This window comes from Kangiella japonica, assembly GCF_039523535.1.
GTDB classification, from domain to species: Bacteria; Pseudomonadota; Gammaproteobacteria; order Enterobacterales; family Kangiellaceae; genus Kangiella; species Kangiella japonica.
The window spans coordinates 481,632-498,990 of record NZ_BAAAFM010000001.1; the positions used below are offsets into that span (position 1 = coordinate 481,632).

Here is a 17,359-nt window from a genome sequence, read left to right on the forward strand (position 1 = left end):
TCACTGTTCAACTGTTCTATGACTGGTTATTAATCCGCCTGTTTTCTTAAAAATGCAGGGATGTCTAGGAAGTTATCAACATCACTTCCAACCGCCATCTTTTGCGCAGTTTCCGAGTCATCAACGCCGGCTTGCTTACGTGCCGCTGGTGGAACATCTAGCTTGTTAAAGTCTAACTCACCACTTGGCTTACGCACCTGTTGCTCTTTGTTGTCTGAAACAAGGCGCATACCCGCTTCTTGTCCCAAACCAGTCGCAACCACAGTGACACGCATTTCATCACCCATTGAATCATCAATGGCTGTACCAACAACAACGATGGCATCTTCGTGAGCAATGTCTTCGATAACTTCACAAACTTCCGAAAACTCATCAATTGTGAACTCTTCGTTCGCAGTGACATTAACCAAAATACCACGTGCGCCAGATAGGTCGACGTCTTCTAGCAATGGACTCGCCACAGCCATGTCAGCGGCAACTTGCGCACGACCTTCACCAGAAGCAATACCAGTACCCATCATTGCTTGGCCTTGCTCAGCCATCACTGTGCGTACGTCTGCAAAGTCAACGTTGATTAAACCTGGGCATGTGATTAACTCGGCGATACCTTGCACCGCGCCGTGAAGCACTGAGTTCGCTGAAGCAAAGGCTTCAGTTAGACGTAAACCTGCGAACTGAGCAACCAGCTTATCGTTAGGAATGATGATTAACGAGTCAACCGCATTACGCAATTCGTCAATACCGGCTTCCGCAAGTTTCATACGCTTTTTGCGCTCGAACTTAAACGGCTTAGTCACTACCGCTACCGTTAGGATACCCATCTCTTTAGCGATCTCAGCAATTACAGGAGCCGCACCCGTACCGGTACCACCGCCCATGCCGGCAGTAATGAATACCATATCAGAGCCCTGTAAAGACTCCATAATGCGCTCACGATCTTCTAGAGCAGCCTGACGACCAACATCAGGATTAGCGCCCGCGCCAAGTCCGCGAGTAATGTTTTGACCAATTTGTAGCGTGGTCTTAGCGGTAGATGACTCTAACGCTTGCGCATCTGTATTCGCACAAATGAATTCAACACCATCGATGTTAGCGCGCACCATGTGCTCAACAGCGTTACCACCGCCGCCGCCAACTCCGATTACTTTAATGACTGCGCTGTTCTGGCAGTTATCTACTAGTTCAAACATATTAGGCATAACTATATCCCCTTCGATTGTTTAGCCAATTTTTCACTTAATTGCTTAAATAAATGTGTGTTAAGCATGGTATTAAGTGATTTCTCCAATTTAACCATTCCTATAAAAGTAACGATTAAAATCCACCGAACCAGCTTTTCATGCGCTCCCAGAGCCCATTAAAACCAGTTACATTTCTATCACGGTGATGACCTATGTCTTGCTTGCCATAAATTAATAGGCCAACTCCCGTTGCATAAATTGGGTTGCGTACGACATCCACCAAGCCCTTGATGTGCTGTGGCATACCTTGGCGAACTGGCATGTGGAAGACTTCTTCTGCCAACTCCATCAACCCTTCCATCTTCGAGCCACCGCCTGTAATGACCATGCCCGAAGCTATTAAATTCTCAAAACCACTGCGACGAATTTCCGCCTGCACTAGCTCAAATAATTCGCTGTAACGCGGTTCGACAACTTCCGCTAAAATTTGACGTGAAACACGGCGTGGCTGACGCTCACCAACTCCTGGAACCTCGATTGTTTCTTCAAGATTAGTTAGCTGGCGTAAAGCACAAGCGTATTTCACCTTGATGTCTTCTGCGTGTTGAGTCGGCGTACGTAGCGCTACTGCGATATCGTTCGTAACCTGATCTCCTGCAATCGGGATAACCGAGGTATGACGGATCGCACCGCCGGTGAATATCGCGATATCCGTGGTACCGCCACCGATGTCGATTAAACAAACGCCTAGCTCTTTTTCATCTTCAGTTAGAACTGAGTAACTCGACGCTAGTTGTTCTAAAATCACGTCCTCGGTTTCTAAGCCACAACGCGCAACACACTTGGTGATGTTCTGCGCCGCGCTGACTGCGCCTGTGACCATATGTACTTTGGCTTCTAAACGAACACCAGACATACCAATCGGTTCACGAATGCCTTCTTGGTTATCAATCACAAACTCTTGCGGCAATACGTGCATAATTTTTTGATCCGCAGGAATCGCCACCGCTTTAGCCGCATCAATCACGCGGTCGACATCGCTTTGCGCAACCTCGTTATCCTTAATCGCAACGATACCGTGCGAGTTAAGGCTTTTAATGTGACTGCCAGCGATACCGGTGTAGACCGAATGGATCTGACAGCCCGCCATCAACTCAGCCTCTTCAACCGCGCGCTGGATCGAAGCCACCGTTGATTCAATGTTAACCACCACGCCTTTTTTCATGCCTCGTGAAGGGTGTGAGCCAATACCAATAATATCGACAGTATCGTCTGCACCTACTTCTCCAACAATGGCCACCACTTTGGATGTTCCAATGTCTAGCCCCACAATTAATCGTTTATCGACTGATTTCGACATAGCTTTATCTACTGCCTCCGTCACTAATAACTGACGCTTTATTTTGATTCCATCGCGCCGCCATACCATTTTGGTAGCGCAGATCAACGTATGCCAAAGTGGCTTCCTTTTGTTCTTTTACACTGTCAATGTATTGCAGGAAGCGTTCAATGCGCTCTTCCACGTGTACATTCCCAAGCTTCACTTCTAATCCATCGGTCAGCACTAAATTAATTGCTCCTCGCTGACTAAGTTCCATTTTTTCAATAACCATATTTTTTTGTAATAGTTGCTCTTGATACAACTGTAATAATTCCGTTAAATCTTTCGCCATCACATCTGGGCCAGATAATTTCACCCAGTTTTCCTGTGGCAATTTAGTGGGGTAAAAAACCTCACCTTCTTTTGAAACCACACCTTGTTCACCCCAGTAGGCCATCGGTTCATGCTCTACCACTGAAACCTGCAATGTGTCTGGCCAAACCTTACGAATCTGGACCGCTTTAATCCAAGGCAGCTTTACGAGCTGCTCCTCGGCCGGCTCCATCTCCATGGTGAAAAATCCACGGTCTTCAATCGAACGTAAAACTTTATAGACACCAACTGCATCCGTGAACTGATGGTTAGTGAGTTCAACTTTGTTAATCGGGAATACGTTGTCAGTATTAACACTGAACACCCAGACTCCCGCGAACACTAGCGCTATGGCAACGATTGAGCCCGCCAACAATCCAGCCACCCACTTCAAAGGTTTCGCTAGACCCTCGAGTGAACGTTCTTTTTTGTCACTTCGCGTTGCCATCTTCGCCATAATTACTTTTCTCCTTGCTCAGATGCAAATTCTGAAAACAAAGCACTTTCTCGCGCCACGCTAGTATCTAAAACCTTAAGCACCAACTCTTTAAAACTAATGCCCTTTACTTTGGCAGCTTTCGGTACAAGCGATGACTCTGTCATGCCTGGCACTGTATTAACTTCAAGTAATAACCACTCGCCTGATGCAGTGTCACGCATAAAATCGACGCGCCCCCAGCCAAAACAATCTAAAGACTGAAATGCCTTTTCACTTATCGTGGCAATCTCATTTTCGTCGTCAGCAGACAACCCGCTCGGACAGTGGTATTCAGTGGTTTTGCTGTTGTATTTCGCTGTAAAGTCATAAAACGAGTGCGGCGTCATCACGCGAATACTCGGTAACGCTTTGCCATTTAAAATCGCAACCGTGTATTCCTCGCCCTTAATCCACTGCTCCAACATGATTTCATCATCAAACTTACTCGCCTCAGCCACTGCTTGCTGTAACAGCTCTGGGCTGTCCGCACGAGCCATACCAACGCTCGAACCTTCTCGAATCGGCTTGACCATGACGCAACCGTTCAGCTCGCTTAATAATTCTTGAGCTTCGTTAAGCGCCAGCTCTCCTGTTCGAACCATACGATGCTTTGCTACTGGTAAGCCCTGCGCACTCCATAATAATTTTGTACGTAACTTATCCATGGTGATGGCTGATGCCATTACACCACTTCCGGTATAACTAATATTGTTAAGCTCAAGGAAACCTTGAATCACACCATCTTCGCCACCGCGTCCGTGTAATGCATTCCATACACGATTAAAGCCCTGGTCGGTAATGGCTTTTAGCCCGTCTACTTTTGGGTCAACTTTATGCGCATCAACACCCGCTTCGAGTAACGCTTTATGCACGGCATTGCCTGATATCAACGAGATCTCACGCTCTGCTGAAAAGCCACCGTAAACCACAGCAACTTTGCCGTAGTCTTTTGGATCATTAATGGCTTTGTTCAAACTCATTAGTCGTCCTTCTTAATTAAACTTTCAAAGTCTAAATCTGCTTCAACCCACTTAGGAGCAAGAGAACCAACATTACCTGCACCCTGCGTCACCAATACATCACCATCTTCAAGAACGTGATGTAAGGCCTCAGGTAACTCATCAATCGACTCAACAAAAATTGGCTCAATCTTTCCGCGTTGACGGATACTTCGACATAAAGCTCTACTGTCGGCCGCAGGTATTGGCTCTTCACCCGCAGAGTAAACCTCAAGCATTAAGAGCTCATCAACCTCGTTCAGCACACTGCAGAAATCCTCATACAAATCACGTGTGCGAGAATAACGATGTGGCTGATAAACCATGACTAAACGGCGGTCAGGCCAGCTTTTGCGCAACGCTTTAATGGTAGCGTTTACTTCGCTCGGGTGATGACCATAATCATCCACCAAGGTGATTTTTCTGGTACCTACTTCAAAATCACCATACATCTGAAAACGACGACCGATACCTTCAAATTCTTTTAAAGCTTTCTGGATAGCAATGTCACTGACACCATCCTCAGTCGCTACTGCAATCGCAGCTAATGCATTTTGTACGTTGTGTGCGCCAGGCAGATTCAGCTCAATATCGAGTTGACCTACACAGTCACGGCGCACTACTTTAAAGAAACTTTTAGTGCCGCGTTGCTCAAAGTCAATTGCACGGACATCGGCCTTTTTACTCAAACCGTACGTTATTGTTGGGCGTGATAGGCGAGGCACCAAATCGCACACGGTTTCATCATCAACGCACAACACTGCTAAGCCATAAAACGGTAAGTTATGTAAAAACTCTAGGAAGTTACTTTCTAGGTTCTTAAAATCACCGCCATAAGTATCCATGTGATCAGCTTCAATATTTGTGACGACAGAAACCATCGGTTGTAAGTGCAAAAACGAGGCATCACTTTCGTCAGCTTCCGCGATAAAGTAGCGACTTTTACCTAGCTTGGCGTTTGAACCGGCGCTGTTTAATAGGCCTCCGATAACAAATGTAGGGTCGTAGCCCCCTTCCGCATAAATGCTCGCTAACAAGCTAGTTGTCGTTGTTTTACCATGAGTTCCCGCTACCGCGATGCCGTGCCTAAAGCGCATTAGCTCAGCTAACATTTCAGCGCGGCGAACAATCGGCACTCGACGCTCTCTGGCAGCTTCAATTTCAGGGTTTTGCTTAGGAATTGCTGTCGAGCAAACCACCACATCTACATTTAAAATATTATTACTTCTATGGCCTAAGAATATCTCAGCACCTAGCTTTTCAAGTCTTTCAGTCACTTGGCTTTGACGCAGATCAGAACCACTGACGCTGTAGCCTAAATTCAGTAAAACCTCAGCGATACCACTCATACCAGCACCGCCAATTCCTACAAAGTGGATTCGCTTAATACGGCGCATTTCTGGGACTATTTGTTGTGTGTTATTTTGTTTCATTAGTATCCTCCGCATCTTCTTTAGCGGTAGCGTCTTCTTTTTCAACTGTCCCTTCTTCGTTGTGTTTCGTTGTGCTCATAATCTCAAACTGACCAACCGCCGCCCGCTTACAGTATTCTGCAACTTGCTCCGTGGCTTGCGGCTTTGCCAGACTTTTAGCAATGGTAGCCATCTCTATAATTCGACTTTTGTCATTGGCTAATGCGGTAATTAACTCAGCGAGTTTTTTTACTTCCAAATCATGTTGCTGAATAATGATGGCGCCACCTTGATTCGCTAAATAACGTGCATTATGCGTTTGGTGGTCATCGACAGCATGTGGGTATGGTACAAATATTGCTGCAGCACCAGCCATTGCTATTTCAGCGACAGTTAAAGCGCCCGCACGACAAATCACCAAATCTGCCCACTCGTAAGCTGCGGCCATATCGTCAATAAACTCAGTCACATCATGCTCAACTAAATCATTCTTCAGTTCTTTATAGCGCGCCGCGACATCACCTAAATTGCCACCGCCACATTGATGACGTACTTCAATATTCAAGCCATCATTAATGATATCCAGCATAGCTGGGATCTTTTGATTTAAGACCAAAGCACCACGACTGCCACCAATCACTAAAATTTTAATCGAACCTTCTTCTGTTTTAATGCGCTCTTTTACTGGCTTAATATTCATTAAATCCGTTCGCACCGGATTACCCACGGTTGTTAACTTTGTACTTTCGACAAAAGCACCAGGGTAAGCTTGCAATGTAATGTTGCTGAATCGATTTAGTTGCTGATTGGTCATTCCTGTAATTGCGTTTTGCTCATGCAGCACCAATGGCACGCCACACAGCTTTGATGCGATACCGCCAGGACCACTAGCAAAACCGCCCATGCCTAAAGCCACATCCGGCTGTATTTTCTTAATGGTTTTACGCGCCAACCAAATACTTTTTAGCAATTGGAATGGCGCCTTGATTACAGACGCAAGGCCTTTTTTACGAATGCCTTTTACCGGTAATAGAGTCATCTTAATGTTGTGCTTAGGTACTAACTCTTCTTCCAAGCCACCTTCTGAACCTAACCAGTGTAACTTCCAGCCTTGCTGTTGCAATTCTTTGCCTACTGCTAACGCAGGGAAGATATGACCGCCGGTACCACCCGCCATCAGCAAAATTGTTTTATTTACTGATTTTTTCGGCATGTTTTTTCGTTCCAAAGATTGACTCATTACGCCTCCCCCTGGCTTCTGCCACGATAAGATTTTTTCGCCGCTGAGTACTCGTGCTCTTTACGACGAACCTCAAAATCTACGCGTAATAAGACGGCCATGGCGACACAGCTAACAATTAACGAATTACCGCCGTAACTAATGAATGGCAACGTTAAGCCTTTTGTTGGCAGTGAACCACTGGCGACACCAATATTAATCAGTGCCTGTAAACTCAACCAGAAACCAAATCCATAAGACATATAGGCTGCAAAGTAATGTTCCATTTTTAGTGCGCGACGACCGATATGTAAGCTCTTCATAAAGATAATGGCGAACAAGCAAATCACTAAAGCAACACCAATAAATCCGAATTCTTCGGCGAATACTGCAAACACGAAGTCCGTATGCGCTTCTGGTAAGTACGACAATTTCTGCACGCTATTACCTAAGCCAGCGCCAAACCAATCGCCACGACCAAATGCAATTAGCGACTGTACTAACTGATAACCACTGCCAAACTGATCTGCCCAAGGATCTAAGAAACTAGTCAATCGTTTCATTCGATAAGGTTCCTGCCATGCGACTAACCCCATGACAATACCGACAAAGGCAGTCAAGGTAATAAACTGCCATAAACGTGCTCCGGCCAAGAACATCATCGCTAATGCTGTAGCAACGATGACTACCGACGAACCAAAGTCAGGCTGTAGTAGTAGGAAAGCAACAACCAATCCAATAACAACCAACGGCTTAATGAAGCCACGGATTTGCGTTTGTAGCTCGTCACTTCGACGCACTAAATAACCCGCTAAATAAATCACGATAAAGAACTTCATTAACTCAGCAGGTTGTAAGGTTAATGGTCCAAGACCAATCCAGCGTTTACTTCCGTTCACTTCTCGGCCAACGATTAACACTGCGACCAGTAATAAAATCCCCAATAGCAAGAATATAGGGCCTTTCTCTTGCCAGAAACGGCTATCTAATTGCAACGCTAGAACCGATGCGACTATAGCAATTGCTAAGTAAATACAATGTCTTACTAAAAAGTGATACTCGTTACCATTCATGTGGTCTTCAGCGTAAGGCATAGAGCTTGACGCCACCATCACTACACCAATAGCTAGCAATATAATTACAGGTCCTAATAACCATGGATCTAAGCGAGTACGTGGATCTGACAGCTTAAGCTGCTCAACAAAGTCTCCGAGGCGTAAGGCTTGAGTAATATTCATCATAATGCCTCCACCTGCTGCTCAAACTTCTGACCACGTTCGATATAATTTTTAAACATATCCCAACTGGCACACGCAGGTGACAGCAATATGCAATCGCCAGATTCACTAAAGGCAACAGCTTGCTCAATAGCTTCTTCAAGGTTCGCAACCAAGACAGATTTACTGGAGTCCAGTTTGGCAATATCAGCACCGTCTTTACCAAAGCACACCGCTTTTTTCACATGTCTACGGATGCTATCCTCTAAGCTTGATAAATCAGCGCCCTTAGCGTCACCGCCTGCTATAAGAATAATTCTTTGATCAAACTGCGGTGCGAAGCTATTAATAGCCGCTACGGTAGCGCCAACATTGGTCGCTTTAGAGTCGTTTATAAAAGTCACACCGTTTTTCACGGCGACTAGCTGACTGCGATGTGGCATTCCACTGTATTGTTTAGCACAAGCAACCACGGCATCATCAATGAGCACACCAGCCGCTTCGAGTAATGCAAACGCTGCTGCGACATTTAGTGCGTTGTGCGCGCCTTGTAAAGTTAGCTCTTGTAGTTTTAGTACGACTCGTTCACCGCGACGTAATACGCCAGACTTCACATCGACCTGCCAATCGCTAGCTTTGCTTAATCCAAAAGACAACCGTGTCGCTTTTGTGTTTTCGGGTTGAGTCAACTCGTCTTCTGTGTTTTCGATAATGCATTGAGCATTCTTAAAAATACGTTGCTTAGCCTCGACATAAGCCTTGTAATCCGCATAACGATCCAGATGATCTTCACACACATTAAGGATTGTTGCCGCCACAGGCTTCAGAGAATAGGTGGTTTCTAACTGGAAGCTTGATAATTCCAAAACAACGACTGCATCGTCGCTAGCACTTTTAAGTAAATCCAAAGCAGGCAGGCCAATATTGCCTCCCACTAGCGCCTTAAGTCCGCTTGCTTTTAATAACTCCCCTACTAGCTCTGTCACAGTGCTTTTACCGTTTGAACCAGTGATAGCAATAACCGGCAATCGATTAGCCTGGGCAAAGAGCTCGATATCACCCACAACCTCTACGCCGTAGTCATGAGCTTGGGCTATATCAGGCTGAGTAATGGCAATTCCTGGGCTAACCACTAACTGGTCATAACCTAGCATTTTCGTGCCACTCCAAGGAATCAGGGCATTGCTTTTAATCGCCGCTAACTGATCTGCACCAGGAGCCTCTGCACGAGTATCCATGACATCGAAGGGCTGGTTGTTTTCAGCTAAATAACGCGCAACTGAAAGCCCGGTCTGTCCAAGACCGATAATCAAACGATTTTTTTGTTCAATTGCGTGCATTAACTTTAATTACCTTTCTCTTAGTGTCTTTCTCTTAACGAATCTTTAGTGTCGCCAAACCAATCAACACAAGAATCAACGATATAATCCAGAAGCGAACAATCACTCGTGGTTCTGGCCAACCTTTTAATTCGTAATGATGGTGTAACGGTGCCATACGGAAAATACGCTTCCCGGTTAGCTTGTAAGAGCCAACTTGCAAAATCACCGAGACTGTTTCGATTACGAAAACACCACCCATAATAAACAGGACTAATTCTTGACGAACGAGCACGGCAATGGTGCCAAGCGCCGCGCCTAAACCTAGAGCTCCTACGTCACCCATGAAAACCTGTGCTGGGTAAGTGTTAAACCATAAGAAACCCAATCCGGCGCCTACAATTGCGGCACAGAAAATGACTAGCTCACCGACACCTTGTATATATGGAATCGATAGGTATTCAGAGAACACTTGGTTACCCGTAAGGTATGCGAAGATACCTAAACCGCCGGCGACTAATACTGTTGGCAAAATCGCTAGGCCATCCAAACCATCAGTTAAGTTGACTGCATTACTGGTGCCAACAATCACGAAATAGGTCATGAAGATAAACATAAGCCCTAGCTGCGGCATCACGTCCTTAACAAACGGTATTAATAACTGGGTTTCTTGAGGGCTAGCCGTGTAAAACAGGTAAATGGCGATGCCAGCACCAATCAGTGACTGCCATAAGTATTTCCAGCGCGCGATTAATCCTTTAGGATCTTTACGCACAAGCTTAATGTAATCATCCGCTAGGCCAATTAAACCGAAGCCAACAATCGCAACCAGGCAAACCCACAAGTAGCGATTTTCTAATTCGCCCCAAAGCAAACACGCCAATACAATGGCAACAATAATTAAGGCACCGCCCATGGTCGGCGTACCAGCTTTGCTTAGGTGTGTTTTTGGGCCATCGTCGCGAACAGTTTGCCCTATCTGATAGGTGCTCAAGCGGCGAATCATTGGAGGTCCTACTATCAACGAAATACCCAGCGCCGTTAACACACTCAATATCGATCTAAAGGTTAAGTATTGGAATACGTTAAAACCTGAGTAAAATTGTGATAGATATTCTGCCAAACAGGTTAGCATGGTTAACCTCCCCTCTTTTCTGTTTGTTGTGACTCTTGTAACGCCTGTACTACTTGTTCCATGCGAGCACTGCGCGAGCCTTTTACTAAAATAATTTGTGTTGAATTTAATTCACTCAGTAAGGTTGCAATCAACGCCTCTTTATCTGCGAAATATTTTGCACCTTGCCCAAATGATTCAACTGTATGTGCGACTTCTTTTCCGGTCGCATAAAGTTTAGAAACCCCTTTCTTTTTGGCGTAATGTCCAATTTCTTTATGGTAGTGAGCGCTTTCTGATCCCAACTCCCCCATATCGCCAAAGACAAACACATGTTCACCTGCTTTGCTGACTAATACGTCGATAGCTGCTTTGACAGAACCAACGCTAGCATTATAAGTGTCATCAATAATCAGAGTGCCTTGCTGGCCCGCAATAAGGTTTAATCGCCCCTTTACCGCGCCGGCTTCTTCTAGGCCTCGTTTAATCGTGTCCAAATCCACATCAAGCTGACTGCAAATTGCAGCAGCGACCAAAGCGTTCGAAACATTATGGAAGCCAGCCAGCTGCAAACTGATTGTGGTGCTTTCTTTACCAGTAAGATGTCGTTTAATCAATTCAAATGTCACCAAACCTTCTGAGTTTAGGTGCACATTATTAGCGCTAAAGTGGGCATCTTTATGGCGAGAGACTGTAACTTTATGACAGTCAATAAACTCTTCCTGCCACTGTGAGGCAAACTCACAATCAAGGTTAATAATGGCGGTACCATTGACGCCAAGTGCTTGATAAATCTCTGATTTAGCTTTAGCTACGCCCTCGATCGAGCCGAAGCCTTCGAGATGTGCGGGTTCTACATTATTAATCACACTAACATCGGGCATGGCTAAGCTCGCACAATATGCAATCTCACCTTGATGATTCGCGCCCATTTCAATCACTGCGTATTCGTGTTCTTTTTTTAGCTCTAACAATGTTAGTGGGACACCAATATGATTATTAAAGTTACCTTTTGTCGCTAGTACATTCTCTTTAAGATCATTCTCTCTAAGATCATTGCCTTTAAGGTCAGTGCCTTTTAGGTGCAAAACCGATGCTACTAATTCTTTAACCGTTGTCTTGCCCGCGCTACCTGTGATCCCAACAACTTTTGGGTTCACTTCTTGACGCACTAATCTCGCTAATTGGCCTAGGGACTTTTCGGTATCATCAACAATGATTTGTGGTAGAGCAGTCTCTACTTTTTTGCTGACCATTAAAGCTGCGGCGCCTTGGTTCTCCGCCACGTCAATAAACTCATGAGCATCAAAGCGCTCACCCACCAAAGCGATAAACAATGCGCCTGTACAGTCAGCACGACTGTCGGTAAGCACTTTTTCAACGGTTAAGTCAGCACCGACTAACTCTCCAGCACAGAATTTAGCAATCTCCGATAGCTTCAACGGGATCATACTAAGTCCTCCATCAAAGCTTTGACTGACTCAAGATCGCTGTAATCAATTTTTTCATTGCCGATGACCTGATAGTCTTCATGGCCTTTACCAGCAACTAATATCATGTCCTGCGGCTTTGCGTGATCAAGTGCATACTTTATGGCTTCGAAACGACTGCTTATATACGGCGTTTCTTGATTTACCATGCCTTGACGAATCATGTCGACAATTGCTTCACGCTCTTCCGTACGAGGATTATCGTCAGTAATAATTACCTTGTCTGCTGTCGATTCAGCTACTTTGCCCATAATGGCACGCTTAGAGTTATCACGATCCCCACCGCAACCAAAAATCGTCCATACCTCACCTTCGTCACAATGCGCTTTTAATGCTTGGATAGCTTTTTCGAGAGCATCAGGGGTATGCGCATAGTCCACTACAACCGTTGCTTTGTCTTTAGCGTTGAACTGATGCATTCTTCCTGGGACTGAGCGTGCTGAGTTAAGCGCTACAATCCATTTATTACTATCGCCAAGCATTGCGCCCAAAGCACCTGCCACAGCCATTAAGTTCGACAAATTAAATTGCCCAAGCAACTCTGAGTGCAACTTTGCATTCCCCCAAGGAGTATGCAAATCTGCTTTTAAGCCATTTAAGCTTAGCTCAACATGATCGCTAGTGATCCAGTTCTCGACATTTAGCTCAGCTTTTTTACCGGTCTGGCTGTAAGCAACTTTTTTGCATTTAATTGAGTCGTCTAGCAATAAACGGCGGCCATATTCATCGTCAGCATTGATCACTGCTGCTTTTAAATCTTTCTTCAGGAATAACTCACGCTTCGCGAGGAAGTAAGACTCCATATCGCCGTGATAATCAAGGTGATCAACCGACAAATTGGTAAATAACGCAATGCTAAACTCAACACCATTGATGCGCCCTTGCTGTAGACCATGCGAAGATACTTCCATCGTCATGTAATGATTTTTTTGCTGCAAATACTCGGCACAAATGCGCTGTAAAGATACAGGGTCTGGCGTAGTGTTAGTGGTCGCCTTTAAAGCAGTAGGGTTGCCGTTACCGATTGTGCTAAGCATTAAGGTTGGGTAGTTTAAGAACTCCAATGCTTGCGCTAATAAGTAGCAGCAACTGGTTTTGCCATTGGTTCCAGTAATTCCCGTCACAGACATTTTTCGCGTCGGATTACCGTAAAAGCGGGCAGCTATGTCACCACTCGCTTGAACTAAATCTCTCACTGCGACAAGTGGTACCCCTTCAAAGCTTGAAATATCGCTATCTATGTCAGCAAATTGTTCAAGCCCATCTTTTTCAGCAACTATCACTGCTGCACCAGCTTTTACAGCTTGTGACATATAGCCTCGGCCATCAGTCTCTACGCCTGGATAAGCTATAAACAGAGCTCCATCAGTAATAAGGCGACTGTCTAAGCTAACGCTTCTAATCTCAACGGCAGCCAAGTCTCCCAGTTGCTCTTTACTGATGACTTTTTTCAGTATTTTTGACAACGCTTGAGGCTTGAAGCTGTTTGCTTTGACGTTAGTCATGACTGCCTCCTAGCTGCCCCATACCACCAGTGACGGTCGCAATGGCTGGTCTTTTCAACTCACCATCAGGTGCCACGTTGAGTAAATGTAATGCAGTATCCGCAACTTTTGAGAACACAGGTGCCGATACCGTTCCTCCATAGTAGCTATCGCCTGCAGGCTCATCGACCATCACAACAATCGCAAACTTTGGATCCGTTGCAGGTACTAAGCCAGCAAAATAAGTAACATACTCATCGCCATAACCACCACGAACGGCTTTGCGCGAAGTACCAGTTTTACCCGCTACGCGATATCCATCCACCCGAGCGCGAGTTCCAGTACCACCTTTTTGCGTGACCTGCTCCATCATGTCTACCACAGCAGTTGCTATTTCTGGCTTGATCACTCGCTCGCCAGAGATCTCTTCGCCCTGTGCGCGCTTTAATAATGTTGGATTACGCTTGATGCCACCCGAGCCTAGAATTGCATAGGCTTGCGCTAATTGAATCGGCGTGACCATAAAGCCGTAACCGTAAGACCAAGTGGCTATTTCATGACGCGACCAGTTCGCTCGAGGCATTAACTTGCCATCGGCTTCGCCTTGAATCCCTAGGCCAGTCTCGACGCCAAAGCCGACACTGTATAAAGTGCTCAAGAATTCTTCATCGGTAAGCTCTAAAGCAATTTTTGCAACACCCATATTACTCGACTTTTTGATAATGCCATCAAGCGTTAAAACACCGTAATTACGGTGGTCCCTGACGTAGGCATAATCTAAAAACATGCGTCCTGGCGAGGTATCTATGGTCGAATTGACGTTGAATTTTCCACTGGTTAAACCGCTAACCACGGTTAATGGCTTAACCGTTGAGCCTGGCTCGAACATATCGGTTATCGAGCGATTACGCGTTAGTTCTGGCAGTCGGCTGTCCGAACGGTTTGGATTAAAAGATGGCTGACTAGCCATTGCCAACACTTCGCCGGTATCCACATCCAACACGACTACTGAGCCGCCTTTAGCGCCATTCGATAACACAGCACTTTTTAGTTCTTTATAAGCTGCTGCTTGAATTCGAGAATCAATACTCAACTGTAAGTCGTTCCCTTGTTCCGCTTGCGCTAAGACGCCACGCTCTTCAACCACTCGGCGATATAGATCAACGACAACTTTCTCTTTACCAGGCTTCCCCGTTAGAAAGGTATCAAATGCTTTCTCTACGCCCTCAAGTCCTTTATCATCAACACCTGTAAACCCAACTACGTGAGCGGTGACCTCTGCGCTGGGGTAATAACGACGGTATTCGGTTTTAAAATTCACGCCTTTAATGTCTAAACGCTTAATATACAACGAAACATTAGGGTCAACTTGGCGCTCTAGCCAAACGTCACGACGCTGCGAACGATTCATAACCCATTGATTTAATTCATCTTCGTCGCGCTTTAGCGCTGCAGCAAAAGCTTTCCACTCTTTGCTTTGCAGAATATTTGGTGTTTCCAATAGTCGCTTAATGTCTAACGTGATGGACTCCGAAGGTACTGAGCGCGCTAATTCAACACCATTACGATCTACAATCAGTCCGCGATGGCTAGAAATACCTTTCACGCGCATTGAGCGTGAGTCACCGGCTTTGGCTAAATCATCAGCATTGACCACTTGCAAATAGGCCGCGCGTCCCATCAGAGCAAAAAAACCGCACAGCAATACTACGATCATGACGTAATAACGCCATGTGCATAGTGGTACTGTTTTTACTTTACGGTTTCTTACTTTTTTCATGCTTTTTATATACCGTTCCTTTATAACTCTTTGCCCCTAAGGGATGGCTTCATAATTATTTCGTCTTCTGTATCTGTGTGCTTCATTTGCAGCTTTTCCTGCGCTAGCTTCTCGACTCGACTGTGATCAGCTAAAGCGCTTTGCTCTAAACGAAGTTTTTGCCACTGCAAATCCAACGCTGTTTGTTCGTCTTGCAACTTTTTAAATTCTATCGTTGCCTGACGTAACTGGTGTGTTTGATGGGCCACTGTAACCGCTGAAATGACCACAACTACCCCTAATAACATCACACCAAAGCGTCGACCAAAAACTGCAACTAAACTATAAAAAGGCCATAAACTATTGGTTTCTTTAACCTTTTTCTTAGCGGAGCTGTTTTTGCCTGCGCTCAAGAAATCTTCTCCGCTACACGCATAACCGCGCTTCTCGCGCGGTTATTTCTTTCTAACTCTTCGTCACCAGCCTTGGTGAACTTGCCGACTTTTTTCATCCGGCGATTTATCATGTCCTCTGTTACCGGTAAGCCAGGCGGAAAGTCCTGGCCTTTTTCCTGCTTCTGTATAAATCGTTTAACCATTCGATCTTCTAGCGAATGGAAACTGATGGCCACTAAACGGCCACCGACTTTCAAGCAATTCAGCGATTGCTCCAAAGTATCTTTTAAGTCATCCAACTCGCGGTTCACGGCAATACGAATTGCTTGAAAACAACGAGTTGCTGGGTGCTTATGTCTTTCCCAGCGTGGATGTGCCTCTTTTATAATGGCCGCTAATTCTAAAGTGCGGGTAATCGAGGCTTTTTGTCGCTTCTCAATGATCGCTCTCGCGATTCGTTTGGCATAACGCTCTTCGCCAAAGGTTTTAAATGCCCAAACCATGTCTTCTTCGTCGGTTTGCGCGATCCATTCTGCTGCCGTTTGTCCACGAGTGGTGTCCATGCGCATGTCCAAAGGTCCGTCTTGCATAAAACTAAAGCCACGCTCAGCTTGGTCTAGCTGAGGCGATGAAACACCAAGATCCATCATAATTCCGTCGATTTCACCAACCAGCTCTTTTTCGCTAACCTTCTGTTCTAAAAGGGAAAAGCTCTCATGGATAATTTCAAACCTTGAATCTTCTTGCTCTAAGGTCTGCCCTTCTTTTATCGCTTGAGGGTCTTTATCAAAAGCCATTAGGCGACCTTTTTCTGAAAGCATAGACAACACTGCTCGACTATGGCCACCACGGCCAAAGGTACAGTCAATGTATATACCGTCAGGGTTGATCACTAGAGCCTCCACTGCCTCACCAAGCAGAACTGAATCGTGCGCAGTCTTTTCATGATTAGAGTTCATGATTAAAACGCCAGGTCCGGTAAATTCTCAGTATCTAATGGACCCTCACCTAACGCGGCCACATCTTCCTCAATTTTCTTGTGCCAGTTGCTCTCGTTCCAGATCTGGAAGGTTTTGCCTTGGCCCGCTAACAACACTTCTTTTTCAAGATGCGCGTATTCACGAAGAACAGGAGGTAGTAAAATACGGCCATTGCCATCGATTTCATGCTCAGAAGCATGGCCAAGTAACATCCGCTTAATACGACGTTGGTTAGGATCAGTATTGGAAAAAGTATCTAAAGTGGTTTCGAGTTGTTCCCATTGGGGAAGCGGGAAAAGCAATAAACACGGGTCAAACAGGTCAATAGTCACCACGATTTGATTAGCGCAAGCATCATGAAAACGCGAACGGTACTTCGCCGGTATGGCGATTCGACCTTTCGCGTCCATATTAATTGCTGTTGCGCCTCTAAACATTTGGCTTCTTTTAACCCCAGTTAACTCGACTGTTGCATCATTAAGGGCTACTTTAGGTAAGAATCTTGAAAGAGAGGTGCTAGGAGAGAGTATTAGCAAGACTCTTTCAAGGGTCTTAGTTTAAAGCTCGCCATCAGTAATGATGGTTTGTTACCACGCTCAGTAAATCGTTTTGATCGTCAC

The 17,359-nt window shown here is 45.4% G+C and carries 15 protein-coding genes; all 15 read right to left on the reverse strand.

Annotation, left to right across the window (positions count from 1 at the left end; genetic code table 11):
• Window positions 1–29: 29 nt before the first annotated feature.
• Entirely contained in the window at window positions 30–1,199 is a 1,170-nt protein-coding gene (gene ftsZ, locus ABD128_RS02210; RefSeq protein WP_110201099.1) for a cell division protein FtsZ, read from the reverse strand.
• Between the two features lie 115 nt (window positions 1,200–1,314).
• Window positions 1,315–2,541 carry a cell division protein FtsA gene (gene ftsA, locus ABD128_RS02215; RefSeq protein WP_110201357.1) on the reverse strand — a complete coding sequence of 409 codons (1,227 nt, stop codon included), beginning with the start codon at window positions 2,539–2,541 and terminating at the stop codon, window positions 1,315–1,317.
• A 4-nt stretch (window positions 2,542–2,545) separates the two neighbouring features.
• Complete coding sequence (locus ABD128_RS02220) at window positions 2,546–3,331, reverse strand: cell division protein FtsQ/DivIB (RefSeq protein ID WP_343985881.1); 786 nt, start codon at window positions 3,329–3,331, stop codon at window positions 2,546–2,548.
• A 2-nt stretch (window positions 3,332–3,333) separates the two neighbouring features.
• Window positions 3,334–4,332: a D-alanine--D-alanine ligase gene (locus tag ABD128_RS02225; protein WP_343985884.1), complete on the reverse strand. Its 999-nt coding sequence runs from the start codon at window positions 4,330–4,332 to the stop codon at window positions 3,334–3,336.
• The gene (murC, locus tag ABD128_RS02230; RefSeq protein WP_425545667.1) at window positions 4,332–5,783 is read right to left on the reverse strand and encodes a UDP-N-acetylmuramate--L-alanine ligase; all 1,452 of its coding nucleotides are present in this window, start codon (window positions 5,781–5,783) and stop codon (window positions 4,332–4,334) included. Before murC ends, ABD128_RS02225 begins: the two co-directional genes overlap by 1 nt.
• On the reverse strand, window positions 5,770–7,002 hold the full coding sequence (gene murG, locus ABD128_RS02235; RefSeq protein ID WP_343985886.1) for an undecaprenyldiphospho-muramoylpentapeptide beta-N-acetylglucosaminyltransferase: 1,233 nt from the start codon (window positions 7,000–7,002) through the stop codon (window positions 5,770–5,772). Before murG ends, murC begins: the two co-directional genes overlap by 14 nt.
• Window positions 7,002–8,222: a putative lipid II flippase FtsW gene (gene ftsW, locus ABD128_RS02240; RefSeq protein WP_343985889.1), complete on the reverse strand. Its 1,221-nt coding sequence runs from the start codon at window positions 8,220–8,222 to the stop codon at window positions 7,002–7,004. The genes murG and ftsW overlap by 1 nt, the downstream gene beginning before the upstream one ends.
• A complete protein-coding gene (gene murD, locus ABD128_RS02245) occupies window positions 8,219–9,538 on the reverse strand; it encodes a UDP-N-acetylmuramoyl-L-alanine--D-glutamate ligase (RefSeq protein WP_343985892.1) in 1,320 nt (439 codons plus the stop codon). The genes ftsW and murD overlap by 4 nt, the downstream gene beginning before the upstream one ends.
• 34 nt (window positions 9,539–9,572) lie before the next feature.
• A complete protein-coding gene (mraY, locus tag ABD128_RS02250) occupies window positions 9,573–10,652 on the reverse strand; it encodes a phospho-N-acetylmuramoyl-pentapeptide-transferase (RefSeq protein ID WP_343985894.1) in 1,080 nt (359 codons plus the stop codon).
• A 2-nt stretch (window positions 10,653–10,654) separates the two neighbouring features.
• A complete protein-coding gene (locus tag ABD128_RS02255; protein ID WP_343985896.1) occupies window positions 10,655–12,082 on the reverse strand; it encodes a UDP-N-acetylmuramoyl-tripeptide--D-alanyl-D-alanine ligase in 1,428 nt (475 codons plus the stop codon).
• Window positions 12,079–13,626, reverse strand: coding sequence for a UDP-N-acetylmuramoyl-L-alanyl-D-glutamate--2,6-diaminopimelate ligase (locus tag ABD128_RS02260; protein WP_343985899.1), 1,548 nt, complete (start codon window positions 13,624–13,626; stop codon window positions 12,079–12,081). The genes ABD128_RS02255 and ABD128_RS02260 overlap by 4 nt, the downstream gene beginning before the upstream one ends.
• Window positions 13,619–15,385 (reverse strand): peptidoglycan D,D-transpeptidase FtsI family protein, encoded by a 1,767-nt coding sequence (locus tag ABD128_RS02265; RefSeq protein ID WP_343985902.1) that lies wholly within the window; start codon window positions 15,383–15,385, stop codon window positions 13,619–13,621. The genes ABD128_RS02260 and ABD128_RS02265 overlap by 8 nt, the downstream gene beginning before the upstream one ends.
• 20 nt (window positions 15,386–15,405) lie before the next feature.
• A complete protein-coding gene (gene ftsL, locus ABD128_RS02270; protein ID WP_343985905.1) occupies window positions 15,406–15,777 on the reverse strand; it encodes a cell division protein FtsL in 372 nt (123 codons plus the stop codon).
• Window positions 15,774–16,718 carry a 16S rRNA (cytosine(1402)-N(4))-methyltransferase RsmH gene (gene rsmH / locus ABD128_RS02275; RefSeq protein ID WP_343985908.1) on the reverse strand — a complete coding sequence of 315 codons (945 nt, stop codon included), beginning with the start codon at window positions 16,716–16,718 and terminating at the stop codon, window positions 15,774–15,776. The genes ftsL and rsmH overlap by 4 nt, the downstream gene beginning before the upstream one ends.
• Window positions 16,719–16,720: 2 nt before the next feature.
• Window positions 16,721–17,176 (reverse strand): division/cell wall cluster transcriptional repressor MraZ, encoded by a 456-nt coding sequence (mraZ, locus tag ABD128_RS02280; RefSeq protein WP_343985911.1) that lies wholly within the window; start codon window positions 17,174–17,176, stop codon window positions 16,721–16,723.
• Window positions 17,177–17,359: the final 183 nt, after the last annotated feature.